The 12,510-nt window shown below is 57.0% G+C and carries 13 protein-coding genes; 2 read left to right on the forward strand and 11 right to left on the reverse strand.

The genetic code is table 11. From position 1 onward, the window contains the following. Positions 1–17: 17 nt before the first annotated feature. A complete protein-coding gene (locus IP581_RS21285) occupies positions 18–962 on the forward strand; it encodes a LysR family transcriptional regulator (protein WP_086872647.1) in 945 nt (314 codons plus the stop codon). On the opposite strand, the gene mdcH is transcribed toward IP581_RS21285, so the two are convergent. The 10 genes from mdcH to prs form a co-directional block, all read right to left on the reverse strand. After that, on the reverse strand, positions 946–1,848 hold the full coding sequence (gene mdcH / locus IP581_RS21290; RefSeq protein WP_193821295.1) for a malonate decarboxylase subunit epsilon: 903 nt from the start codon (positions 1,846–1,848) through the stop codon (positions 946–948). The two genes, IP581_RS21285 and mdcH, sit on opposite strands and share 17 nt — an antisense overlap. Beyond that, positions 1,845–2,465, reverse strand: coding sequence for a malonate decarboxylase holo-ACP synthase (locus IP581_RS21295; RefSeq protein WP_193821296.1), 621 nt, complete (start codon positions 2,463–2,465; stop codon positions 1,845–1,847). Before IP581_RS21295 ends, mdcH begins: the two co-directional genes overlap by 4 nt. 2 nt (positions 2,466–2,467) lie before the next feature. After that, on the reverse strand, positions 2,468–3,427 hold the full coding sequence (locus IP581_RS21300) for an AEC family transporter (protein WP_017459884.1): 960 nt from the start codon (positions 3,425–3,427) through the stop codon (positions 2,468–2,470). Between the two features lie 121 nt (positions 3,428–3,548). Continuing rightward, entirely contained in the window at positions 3,549–4,349 is an 801-nt protein-coding gene (mdcE, locus tag IP581_RS21305) for a biotin-independent malonate decarboxylase subunit gamma (RefSeq protein WP_193821297.1), read from the reverse strand. Further along, the gene (locus tag IP581_RS21310; RefSeq protein ID WP_193821298.1) at positions 4,346–5,182 is read right to left on the reverse strand and encodes a biotin-independent malonate decarboxylase subunit beta; all 837 of its coding nucleotides are present in this window, start codon (positions 5,180–5,182) and stop codon (positions 4,346–4,348) included. Before IP581_RS21310 ends, mdcE begins: the two co-directional genes overlap by 4 nt. Beyond that, positions 5,175–5,474: a malonate decarboxylase acyl carrier protein gene (gene mdcC, locus IP581_RS21315; RefSeq protein WP_020455512.1), complete on the reverse strand. Its 300-nt coding sequence runs from the start codon at positions 5,472–5,474 to the stop codon at positions 5,175–5,177. The genes IP581_RS21310 and mdcC overlap by 8 nt, the downstream gene beginning before the upstream one ends. A 9-nt stretch (positions 5,475–5,483) precedes the next feature. Then, entirely contained in the window at positions 5,484–6,341 is an 858-nt protein-coding gene (locus IP581_RS21320) for a triphosphoribosyl-dephospho-CoA synthase (RefSeq protein WP_193821299.1), read from the reverse strand. After that, positions 6,341–7,996: a malonate decarboxylase subunit alpha gene (gene mdcA / locus IP581_RS21325; protein WP_086872656.1), complete on the reverse strand. Its 1,656-nt coding sequence runs from the start codon at positions 7,994–7,996 to the stop codon at positions 6,341–6,343. The genes IP581_RS21320 and mdcA overlap by 1 nt, the downstream gene beginning before the upstream one ends. Positions 7,997–8,204: 208 nt before the next feature. After that, positions 8,205–9,695 carry a nicotinate phosphoribosyltransferase gene (locus IP581_RS21330; protein ID WP_097399949.1) on the reverse strand — a complete coding sequence of 497 codons (1,491 nt, stop codon included), beginning with the start codon at positions 9,693–9,695 and terminating at the stop codon, positions 8,205–8,207. A gap of 13 nt (positions 9,696–9,708) precedes the next feature. Beyond that, on the reverse strand, positions 9,709–10,569 hold the full coding sequence (prs, locus tag IP581_RS21335) for a ribose-phosphate diphosphokinase (protein WP_086872659.1): 861 nt from the start codon (positions 10,567–10,569) through the stop codon (positions 9,709–9,711). Positions 10,570–10,764: 195 nt separating this feature from the next. Here prs and IP581_RS21340 point away from each other — a divergent pair, with 195 nt between their 5' ends. Beyond that, a complete protein-coding gene (locus IP581_RS21340) occupies positions 10,765–11,487 on the forward strand; it encodes an NUDIX hydrolase (protein ID WP_097399948.1) in 723 nt (240 codons plus the stop codon). Between the two features lie 40 nt (positions 11,488–11,527). On the opposite strand, the gene IP581_RS21345 is transcribed toward IP581_RS21340, so the two are convergent. Next, a complete protein-coding gene (locus IP581_RS21345) occupies positions 11,528–12,505 on the reverse strand; it encodes a 5-bromo-4-chloroindolyl phosphate hydrolysis family protein (protein WP_097399947.1) in 978 nt (325 codons plus the stop codon). Positions 12,506–12,510: the final 5 nt, after the last annotated feature.

Genomic DNA, 12,510 nt, shown 5'->3' on the forward strand with positions numbered 1-12,510 from the left:
CGGCGGCGAGAGAGCTTATGAATCTGGATATCACCAACGACATTACGTTTCGCAAGCTGGCTATCTTTATGGCCTTTATGGAAAAGGGCAATATTGCGCGCGCCGCCGAAGCGCTCAATCTCAGCGGTGTCAGCGTACACCGTGCGCTGCATACGCTGGAAGAGAATGTCCGTTGCCCGCTGTTTGCCCATAAAGGCCGTAATCTCATCCCGCTGCCTGCCGCGTGGACATTGCTGGAGTATTGCCAGGAAGTGACGCAGTTGATGGAGCGCGGGCTGGATGAAGCGCGTAAAACTGCCGGCGTCGGCCAGGGGCGGTTGCGTGTCGGCACGCTCTACTCCCTGACGCTGGAAACCGTACCACGCCTGATAATGGGAATGAAATTACGGCGTCCGGATCTGGAGATGGATCTGACGATGGGCTCAAACGAAACGCTGTTGCAGATGCTTGAGGAAAGCAGACTCGACGCGATTTTGATCTCCATTTCAGAAAGCGAAATCGACCGCAACAACCTCGAAGTTCTGCCGCTGTTTCATGACGACATCTTCCTTGCCGCACCGGCGAGCGCGACGTTAAAAACCGATACGCTCGCCGATCTGCGGGATTACCGCACGCAAAAATTTGTCTCGCTGGCTGAAGGCTTCGCCACTTACGCCGGGTTTCAGGAGGCGTTTCACATTGCCGGGTTTGAGCCGGAAATTGTCACCCGCGTCAATGACATCTTCTCCATGCTAAGCCTGGTGCAGGCGGGCGTCGGATTTACGCTGATGCCGGGAAGAATGAAAAAAGTCTACGAAGGATCCGTGCAGATGTTGCGCCTCGCCGAGCCGTATCAAATGCAGCAGTTGATCGCCATTGTCTTTTCACGCAATCGCGAGCGCGATCCCAACTTGCTGGCGCTGGCGGCGGAAGGCCGCATGTACGCCCGCAGCCTGCAAGAAAACATTACGCCTGCATCCTGAGGCGATTCGCCAGATGCACCGCCACATCCACACCGTTGCGTTCCAGTGAAATGCTTTCGCCATTCCACGCGGCTTGCCTGGTCAGGCAGGTCAGCACACCGCCCGGCGGCATTTCGATCGCCAGCCGCGCATCACGTTCATTAGCGGCAACCACCGCCTCTTGCCAGCGCACGGTACGCGCCATATTCCACGCCAGATCGTCGGCGATTTTCTCCGGCTGCCATAACACGCGCCCGGTGCTGCCGCTTAAATAAGCGCACTGCGGGCGGCGGAGCGTGACATCCGCAAACGCCTGCGCCAGTTTTGCGGCGGGTTTCTCCAGTAACGCGCAGTGGGAAGGAACGCTGACTGCCAGACGCTGCGCTTTGTTCGCCCCTTTTGCTAATGCCCGTTGCGCCACTTGCGCCATCGCTTCATCGCTACCAGCGATAACAATCTGCGTTTCGGCATTGAGATTAGCGATATACGCCCCGCTACCTTCGATTAACGTTTCGACCGTGGGCAACGTCAGCCCCATAATCGCCGTCAGCCCGTAACCGTGCGGATACGCCTGTTCCATCAAATCACCCCGCAACGCCACCAGCCGCAGCGCATCCTGAAAATCGAGCGCGCCAGCAATCACCGCCGCCGGATACGCGCCAATCGACAGGCCGCTGGTGATATCCACGCGCACGCCCCGACGCTGTAATTCACGCGCCCAGGCGACACCGGCAATCAGCAGCGCCAGTTGTACCGCGCGGGTATGCTTTAGCGATTCGGCGGTATCGAGGGTGTCGATTTCCGCGCCCAACAGGTCGCGGGCTTGGTCCATTTCACTGCCGGGAAGCGCTTGTAACATTCCCGGGCGTTGTGTCCCCTGCCCCGGAAAAGTAAAGATGATCTTCATGAATCCTCCCTTTGCCAGGGGTCGCTCACCAGACGCGGCCCGTGGTTGGTTTTCAGCATCACTCGCCCGTCGCGTAGCCATTCGGCTAAGGCAAAGCCGCCGTTTGGAGTTTCTACCTGGGTATCCGCCCGGCAAAGCCCGCCGCTAAGCTGCTGTTGCCAGCGGGCCAGATCGCGGGTAGAAAGCGGTTCCGGCGCGCGGATCAGCATGTCGAGATCGCTGGTCGCATGGATAACCGGAATGCCGGTCGCCAGCGCATAACCGGTGCTGCCGGTAACACCCCACGTCCACGGCCAGGAAAACTGCGCCAGTTGCAGCGCCAGTTGTACCGGCGGCTGGGAGATATACGGCGAACGCAGCAGTTCCTGCGGTGCGACCAGCTGTTCGGGTGAGACCACACGGATAACCTGTTCAGGCTTTACCCACCCCGCAGCACGTTGGTCGCGGCGCAGGCCGCGCACGCCAACGGGGATGCGACCGTCTTGTGCAACATCACGCCGCACTACCACCGGCAAACCAGCGTGCCAGTGCTCTGCGACCCAGGGCTCGGTTACCCCTTCCAGCGCATCTTGTGCGCGAAGCCAGAGCAGATCGTGCGGGCGTAATGTTGTGGTCATAATTACATTCCTGAAGTCAGCGAGATAAACAGCGGCAACGACAGGATACAGAGCACAGAGCTCAACAGCAGTACAGCTTCTGCATCCGGCGATTGCACGCCAAAGCGGTTACCAAATACCACCCCGAAGAAACCGGCAGCCAGCGCAATCATCAGAATCGCGGTGATCGCCACCGAGCCGTGCAGACCCAGCACCAGCACAATCCCCCATGCGATCGCCGGTTGGATCAGCAGTTTGGTGATGGTGGCAGAAATCACCATGGTATTGATGGCAAGTTTACGCGCAGAGAGGATAACCCCGGTCAGGAACAGCGCCGCAGCCGTAGCGGAAAGGCCCAGCGGTTTAATCGAAGCCAGCACCAGTTCCGGCATTTTAATGCCAATAGCGGACAGCACCACACCCAGCAGCGGCCCCCAGACAATCGGTTTTTTCACCGAACGCCACATCAGCACCGGCAGCATCGCCAGCGTAGAACCGGTATTACCGCCCGCAGCGCGTGCTTTTTCACGCTCAAGGATCAGTAAGCAGAACGGGGTCATCAGTACTGAACCACAGGCGATGGAGACCGCTACTGACAACGAGGTCGACGGGCCTTCCCCCAGCACGCTGCCCAGAATCGGCAGGCCAAGCGCGGCGTAGTTCGGCAGGGCGACAGTCAGCGTCAGCACGGCGGCATCCTGCGGCGATTTTTTGAAAACCGAGGTCGCCAGGAAATAGATGGCGGCGTAGGTAATCCACATGGAGAGCACCAGCACCACAATCAGCGGAGACTGGGCGATGATCCCGCTCCACGGCGTCTGAACCGTGGCGCTAAACAGCGCAGCCGGCAGGGCAAAATCCATTACAAAGATATTCAGCAGGGAAACGTTTTTGTTATCGACCATTTTGGCCTTTCCCGCCCAGAAACCCAGCAACATGATGACGAAGATCGGTGCGAGGGCATGAACAATTACGTAAGTCATAAATCACCTGTAAGCCTTTAAAAGGAAAAGAAATAGCACTAGCGCGATGGTTATTATTTTCAGTAGCGCATGAGCGCGGCGCGCGCGCCCATGCGTTGCTATCTGGCAGGTTTCTTTTTACTTACCAGCTCGCTTTCATGCGTTCGCGCACGAGAGCGGAGCTGCGGCGGTTGTCAGCACCGAGACGGTTTTTCAACGTGGTGTCCTGACGCGCGTCGTTGATGGCCTGGTGCAACGTGCTCTGCACCTGCGCCAGATCGGCCTCTGAGGGCGCGTCCGGATTGCTGATAGAGAGCAAGTCGGCAAGCAGCCCCAGCGTCGCGTAGTTGCTGATGTCATAAGCCATCGGTGGAATGGTGGCCGCCAGTTTTTCCAGCGCTTCCACGGTACGCAAGGTAATACGCGCCGCCGATTCTTTACCCATCGCGTGGATCAGCACACCAGCATCGTTAAAGGCGATCAGACGGTTCGCCTGGTAGCCGTGGGCCAGAAACGCCCCGGACATCGCTTTACCGACGATCAAACCAATCACCGGATGGCCCGCCAGACGCGCATTGGCGTAGGCCGCCGCCGCACCGGCTAGCGCCTGGTGAATACCAAAGGCTTCTTCGCGACGACCATAGGCCTGGCTTGGCACATCAATCACCGCAATGATGGGGCGCTTCACGCTGTTGTTGGCATCGGCGGCAACGGTTTCGCTCACCACTTTCGCCAGCGTCCAGCCCTCCAGCAGGCCAACTTCACCTTTCGCCGCACGCGGATAATGGTTGTTGACATCCGGCACCACGGCGATAAAACGCACCGCTTCACCGTTAACCTTGCCATCGGCTGCCTGTACAGACGGACACAGCCCGCTCAGACGTTGCGCATTCGGCGCCAGTTTTTCCAGCCATAACGCGCCGCGGCTTACTGTCGTACTCATGCTTTCCCCTCCCCGGCAAACAACGCGCTGATCTGTTCGGCATCCGCTTGTTTGCGGGTGTCGAAGCGAGTCAGACGTTGCAGATAATCGTCGTAGTTATCGGTGCGATGTTTAGCAGGGACGCCTTTGGCAATCGCCTCGTTCATCGCCTGTTTCACCGCATGGATGCCGTCGCCGACCAGCGCATCCACCAGCCCGCTGCGATACCGCACTTCGCCGCCGGTCATGCTCCAGATAAACGGACGGTCACGGGAGTCGTACTCTTCGATCCCGGCTTCCTGTTCGATAACCTGCGGGCCGTTCAGACCAAGACGGGCTTCGCGCGTCACAATCAGGTAGCTACAGAGCGCAGCGGCGATAGACATCCCGCCGAAGCAGCCAACCGTACCGGCAACGATGCCGATAACCGGCGTGTAGCGGCGCAGGTCAACAATCGCCGCGTGAATATCAGCAATCGCCGCCAGCCCAAGGTTCGCTTCCTGCAAACGCACGCCGCCGGTTTCAAGGCACAGCACCGCCTGCGTTGGGATGCCGTTACGGTTATCTTCCGCCGCCAGCTCAAGTGCCGCCGCCATTTTCGCGCCGGAGACTTCGCCCATGCTGCCGCCCTGGAACGCGCCTTCAATCGCGACAACCACAGCAGGTTGGCCGTTGATGGTGCCTTTGGCGACCACCATGCCGTCGTCCGCCTGCGGCACAATGCCCTGCGGGCCTAACCACGGCGAAATGATGCCTTCAAACGGGTCGAGTAATTCGCGATAGCTGCCGTCATCGAGCAGCGCCTGCGCGCGTTGGCGCGCTTTGAGTTCGATAAAACTGCGATCGTCACGCATAGCTCACCTCTTCGAATACCTGTTCGATACGGATGCGCGCCACACCGGGCGTCGCGCCGAAATCGTGGATCACAAGCTGGCCCGCAGGCAGCGTGCTTACCAGACCGAGACGGTTGAACAGCGCTTCCCAACGTCCACGGCTGTTATCCACGGAGGTGGTAATTTCAATTGTCAGTGTTTGCCCCTGGTCGGCGGTGAATAACACCTCCATATCCCCGGAGCCCACAACGCCCGCCAGCGCTTTACCGCGTAATGCGCGGCCAGCAGGCACGGTTATCGTAATGTGTTCCATAACTTCCTCTTAATTCGCTAAATAAGGCGTGGTCATGCGATCGAGAAACAGTGTCGCCGCGAGTAAATCTGCCGCGCCGCCCGGCGATGCGTTAAGCGCCAGCATCCGCGCGTCCAGTTCGGCTAACGCTTGCTGGCCCGCAATTGACGCAACACCACCGGCGTGCAGCACCGCACTCGCGCCCTGGCGCATCGCCTCCAGACCCTCCAGACCCGCGCGGGAAAGCACGCAGGTATCGCTGAGCGAGGTCATGATGGCCATCAACGTATCAAGCTGCGCCTGTGCTTCGCTGCTGCCGCGCTGGCGGCTGTGCTGCAATTGCGGCAGCGCCAGCTTGATAATGTGCGGAAAGCCTTGCTGCGCCTCTTCGCGCGCGCCCGGCACCCGGTAACGGTGGGTGGCGCGCAGCCCTTTACTGAACAGCTTCGGTGCAGCGTCATCCGGCAGTTGCGCCAGCTTTGCGGCCGTGGCGACAATGGCCTGTGCCGGTGCGTTACCGCCCGACATGGCCACCGCGCTTACCAACAACCCTAATGCCCAGATCGCACCGCGATGGGTATTCACGCCACCGGTGGCCGCCATCATCTGCTGCTCACCTTCCCGACCTAATCGCCCGATGGTTTGTCTGAGCGCCACATCCGCTGGCCGCAGCCAGCTTTGTTGCGCCAGCGCCTGAAACGTGGGGGTCAGGCTATGCGCGGAACGCTCCATCAGTTCGAGCGTTAAATCGTGATGCGCGCCACTCCCCCGGCTGTCCACCAGACCGGGCTTCGGGCTTAATCGTGCTTCGTCAATCAGACACAGTGTGGCGGTTCGCGCCAACCATTCGGCACCGCCTTCAGCGTCAATCCGTGGCAGAAGTTTCATTACCAGCTCCGGAATTTCGCAGGTGGGTTGTAAAGACCGCCGGACCACTCAACCAGATCCGCGACGCTGCTGGCCGCCAGCAACGAACGGGTCGCGTCAGTGCGGCGAATGCCCATATCTTCCGGATAGACCACTTTGCCGCTCTGGCGAAGCTGGGCGACACGTTTGGCGTCAACGCCCAGACCGATATCGGTGATGCCTGCCACCGCCGCGACCATCGCCCGGCGCTCTTCAAGGCTTTCAGCGCGATAGAGGTAAGCAATCCCCTCTTCGGTCAGCACGTGCGTCACGTCATCGCCATAAATCATCACCGGCGCCAGCGGCATACCGGCGCTTTTCGCCACCTCCACCGCATCGAGTTTTTCCACGAATGTCGGTTTCGCTCCGGCCTGGAAGGTTTCCACCATCTGCACCACCAGTTTTTTACCGCGCTGCATCGGATCAGGTTCAGTGATCATGTTCAGCCAGGCCGGTGTGGCGTGGCGGCGACCGTGTGGGTCGTGACCCATATTTGGCGCGCCACCAAAGCCGGAGAGACGACCGCGCGTTACAGTCGAGGAGTTCGCCAGGCCATCGACTTGTAACGTCGAGCCGATAAACATATCGACCGCATACTGACCCGCTAACTGGCAGAACGCGCGGTTGGAACGCATGGAACCGTCGGCACCGGTAAAGAACACGTCAGGGCGGGCGCGGATGTACTCTTCCATCCCCAGTTCGCCGCCGAAGCAGTGCACACTTTCCACCCAGCCGCTTTCAATCGCCGGGATCAGCGTCGGGTGCGGGTTCAGCGTCCAGTGTTTACAAATTTTGCCTTTCAGCCCGAGCTGCTCACCATAAGTCGGCAGCAGCAGTTCAATCGCCGCGGTGTTAAAGCCGATACCGTGGTTGAGCGACTGCACCTGATGCTCGGCGTAGATGCCTTTGATCGCCATCATCGCCATCAGGATGTGTTCCTGCTTGATGAGGCGCGGGTCGCGGGTAAACAGCGGCTCGATAAAGAACGGTTTGTCAGCGACTACCACGTAATCGATCCAGGAGCCGGGAATATCAACGCGCGGCAGGTCACATTCATCATCCACCAGTTCATTGACCTGGGCGATAACGATGCCGTCGCGGAAGGCGGCGGCTTCCACCAGCGCCGGGGTATCTTCGGTACTTGGGCCGGTGTAGAGGTTGCCTTTGCGGTCCGCTTTATAACCGGCAATCAGCGCCACATTCGGGCAGAGATCCACATACAGGCGGGAGTAAAGTTCGATGTAAGTGTGGATCGCGCCGATCTCCAGCAGACCATCTTCCAGCAGTTGCGAAATGCGTAGACTCTGCGTGCCTGAGAAAGAGAAATCCAGCTTGCGGGCAATGCCCTTTTCAAAAATATCCAGATGTTCGCTGCGCCCGACGCTCGGCATAATCATATGCAGATCATGGACTTTCTGCGGGTTGACTTCGGCAAGTGTTCGCGAGAGGAAATCCGCCTGTTTTTGGTTGTTCCCTTCCAGCACCACGCGGTCGCCCGGCGCAATCAGTTTTTCCAGCATGGCGACAAGGTCGCCGGTCGGCAGTACCTTGCCCTGCACGGGAATGGACGCCAGGCGGCGCTGTTTCTCGCTGCGCCGCGTGTTCCATACCTGTGCTGGCGTTTGCCCAGATAACATTATTAACCTCCTGATTCAGCTCATCATTTTGACTTGCTTAACACTGAGCTTAGTGTGCGACGTGGTGAGAAAGGCATCAATTAAGGAGGCGGCCAAATCATTAGCCTGAGAGTAATAATCAAATGAAAGTATTTGTGATGTGCGTCAATTTCCACATCGACAGAAAGGCTTATAGCGCTGGCGGTACGGGCGTACCGCCAGTTGAGGATTAGTGCTGGTTCGCCAGGCGCTGGCGGATCTGTTCAAAATGCTCGGTCTGATAAAGTTTGCCGTCGAGGAAGCGGGTTTTCAGCTCGCCACCTTTTTCCTGCTCCCAGCTCTGTTCGTCGTGCAGTTGTAGTTCGCCCTGCGCATCGCGCTCCACACGTAATAACCCACGCGCCGAACGTTTCAGGCCGTTATCGGTTTTTGGCTCTTTGAAGATCATCCGTCCTTCACCGTTGACCGCGCCCCAGGTGGCTTTCATCGCAAAACCGAAGGTGTCCCGGGTGTTGTACTGATAGGTAAACGAGCCGACACCAAACACCACGTTAGAGCTGGCAAAACCTTTGGCTTCCAGACGGCGCAGGATCTCATTGGCACGCGCCAGGGTAATGGAGTCGCCGTAAATCAGGCCGACATGCGGATCCAGCACTTTGTAGCCCTTCTCATTGACCGTGCCGCCAAAGATTTCCCACAGTACTTCGACCGAACCTTTCTCCTCCGGGCTGCGCTCCGCACTCGTATCATCATCCGCGCCTGTACCGCACAGAATGTCCACCGGATCACCGCTGTCCGGGCGGAACACCACGCGCCCGTCACGCCCCTGGATTACCTGTTTCAGTTCACGGGTATATTCCGTCAGTACGCGCCAGTAATCCCAGGTATCGGAGACGATAGAGACAAATCCCTGCGGATAGATATCGGCGATCAGGCGGCGGAACGTTTCAATTTCATGGTCGTGTTCGCCCATGCACATTACGCTGTGCTCGGTCGCCGGAATGCTGGCACCAATGAAGTACGCTTCGCCGCCGGTGTAGTGGTCGCGGGCATACAGCAGAGAGGGAATGCTGTCGGTGCCTTTAAAGCTCAGTAAGTGCCCCGCGCCAGCCTGCGCTGTATCGTGCAGCCCAGCCATGCCACGAAACGAGAAGTCGTGGCACTGGAAATCGAGATGCGACAAATCCGTGCAGGTTTTGGCTGCCCATTGTTCGCAGATTTTGCGGTAGTGGTGCGCGATGGTCGCATTGGTGGAGGCCTTCCACAGCTCGGCAGAGAGCACTGTTTCCAGGTAGTTCACCAGCCAGAAAAACTCCTCACGGGTGTTGGTAATGGTCAGAACGGGCACTTTCATCGGCACTTTACTGCCTTCATCCAGCGACTTGATGTGCAGCGGCAGGTAGCCCAAACGGTGCAGCGCACGAATGTGATCGACCGCCACGGCATCCCTGCCGAGATAGTTATCCATTACCTGCTTGTATTCGTTAACCACTTCCTCTTCCGGGCGGGCAAAAAAGCCGTCGTTGAACAGATCGACCATAAACCACTTCAGGAAACCCTGCAGACCAAAGAACACCAGCTTGCCGTCGGCAACCGGCGACTGGAAAAAGCGGTCGCTGCGCGGTGTGAAATTGGAGTAAACCTGCGTCGTCCCCTGCGGGTACTGCACGCGATGCGAAACTTTGTAACCGTCGATAGCCAGAATTGGATTGATATTCATGATGTTGTCTCCCTCAGGCGCGGAAAATAGCGTCAATGTCGATCAGTTCAACTCGCGGATCAGTAAGCGCAGGCGAGGTGAAGGATGTGGTGGTGTAAATCGCGTCGATACCGTTATTCAGCAGGTTCTCAACCCCTTTGGAAAAGACGCCGTGCGTGACATACAGGCTGACGCTGCGGGCACCGGCATCGCGCAGCACCTGGGCTGAACCAATAAATGTGCCACCTGCATCGCAAAGGTCATCGACGATCAGCAGGTCTTTGCCCGCGACGTCTCCGGCCACCAGCGCAAAACTCGTCAGGTTTCCGGTTGCGACATCACGCTCTTTTGTGAGGATGGCGTACTCCTGCGCGCCACTGGCTTTTGCCACGTTATGAATTTTCTTCAGCGCACCGGCATCCGGCGCAACCAGCATCAGCTCGCGATTGCCAATGGCGCGACGCAGGGTTTCGCTCTGCATCAAGCAGCTTTCCTGCGCGATGACCACGCAGTTATTGATGGCTGCGGCAGCGGCGTCGCTGTGCGGGTCGAGCACAAAAACTTTGTTGAAATTGAGTGTATTGAGAAGGTTTGCGAAAACTTTCAGCGCGAAGCTGTCGCCGGGCACCATATGCCTGTCCTGACGCGCCCACGGTAACCATGCCAGTTCCAGGTGACTCACCGTGATATCGGCGGCATGACGAACGGCGTCCACCAGTTGTGCCAGCAGCATAAAGTCGTTCATATCGCGCATCGCGGCAACACGCACCCGCATCTGCCGGGCGAAGGAAGGAAGTTTGCCGGTCACTTTGAGCCAGACGGCGCCGTCCGGAAAGACGCCATGGCTCAGTGCAACCTGCTCGTTATCAATAAATAATTCGATTCTGCTCGCCATCTTTCACCTCGACTCAATGATTAGTGTCCCTTGGACATAATTAATATTGTCTATAAGACACTTATCAGGCAAGCATTTTTTTAATCATTCCGGAAATAAATGATTAACTATATGAAAATTAAGCAGATAAAAGTTAACTTGCCGCACCAGGGCAGGCTGATAAACTTGTGACGTGTAAAAAGGAGCAAGTAAGCGATGATCAGTGAAGCAGAGTATCTGAAATCTTATGATGCCAGCCGTTTCCCCTCACCGCTGGTGACGGTGGACAGCGTGCTGTTTACGGTGCATCAGCAGGTGCTTTGCGTGTTATTGGTTCAGCGAGCCAGCCAGCCGCAACAAGGACGCTGGGGATTGCCCGGCGGGTTTATCGATATGGCGCAGGATGAATCCACGCGCGCCACGGCGCTGCGCAAACTGACGGAAAAAACCGGCGTTTCCCCATCATGGCTGGAACAATTGGATACCTTTTCCGGCCCGCAGCGCGATCCGCGCGGCTGGAGCCTGACTATCGCCTGGTTTGCGCTGATTTCATGGGTCTCCTGCGCGCCGCATATTACAAGCGTTAGCGATGCGAAATGGGTGCCGGTCAGCGAGCTGGATACCATGGAGCTGGCTTTTGATCACCGGGCGATAATTCAGGCGGCACTGCATCGGCTGCGGCAGAAAACCATGTACTCGCTCCTGCCGGTTTACTGTTTGCCCGATACGTTTACCCAGGCACAATTGCAGGAAGCGACGGAGATAATCCTTGGTCAGCCTATTCAGCGTAAAAGTTTGATTCGCCGCTTTGAAGCCTCTGGCATGTTTGAAGAGACCGGCGAAAGCGTGGCGACCGGCGCGCGTAAAGCGCGTTTATGGCGGCGCAAACCGGGCGTCGACATCCATCTGTTTTCGCGGAATTTATTGGCGGATGGGTAACGCTATCGGCACCCGCAAAAATGCGGGCGCCACACGATGGTCACTTGCGGTAACCGTCGGTTTTTAGCATTTTATCCAGTGTTGAGAGCTCTGTTTTTAAATCAGTTTGATCGTTTATTAACAGCTCCTGGTGCTTCTCCTGAAAGGCAAGACCTAACGTTCTTAACGCCTCCAGTTGCTCGTTAAGCGACTGTTGCTGCTGATCTTCTTTCAACTGGTTGGAGAGTGAGAGCCCTTTAGTAACAATCGTTTCAACCATCGGTAAATAACGCTCGAGAAATAACCGTCCTGGCTGTTCATCCCGTTCATCTCTCTGCATACAAAGTTCAATTAACCGCGCGGTGTTTGTGATGACGTTCAGCTCTTTTTTTAATGCGGCAGGTAGATGACCGATGCCTTCCAGACGAGAAATCTGCCTACTCAACGCACTTTTTACTTCCTGCTCGCGCTGTTCTTCAAACTTAACCTGGGCTTGTTTGATTTTGAGCCGCTGCTGGTTACGCACTTCAATGTACTGCGCATATTTTTTTATTAAAAAGAGGGAGACGAACATCAAGCCATACAGGATCAGGAAAAGGGGAGGAACGTTGAAAACAAAAAGTTTTTGGTAGGCCAAAAACATGAGTACACCGACGAAAAGATACCACCCATGAACATTCATGAGGCTGTGTCGGCTTCGGCAAAAATGAAAAACCAGCGTTGTTATTGCCGCCCAGAAAGGCATGGCTGCCGGATCGCCAAAGAATAACCAAATTGTTCCGGCGATGATGCCCATAACCAGTGAGGAGCGATCGTAAAGAAGCCCCCTGCATAAGATGATGAACGCAAACCAGTACAGCGTACTTAATGCGCCTTTCCACTGTGCGTTCTCCAGCAAAGTAGGCTGGACGTCTGTAGGTATGGCACTAAAGAAGGAGGGAAACATCATTGCCAGAATGAAAATGAACAGATGGAAAAAAACGCGCATCCATCGGCTATCACGTATGTGATCAAAAGGGAGGAGTAATTTCTGTAACATAACTT

Source organism: Kosakonia pseudosacchari (assembly GCF_015167415.1).
Lineage (GTDB): Bacteria > Pseudomonadota > Gammaproteobacteria > Enterobacterales > Enterobacteriaceae > Kosakonia > Kosakonia pseudosacchari.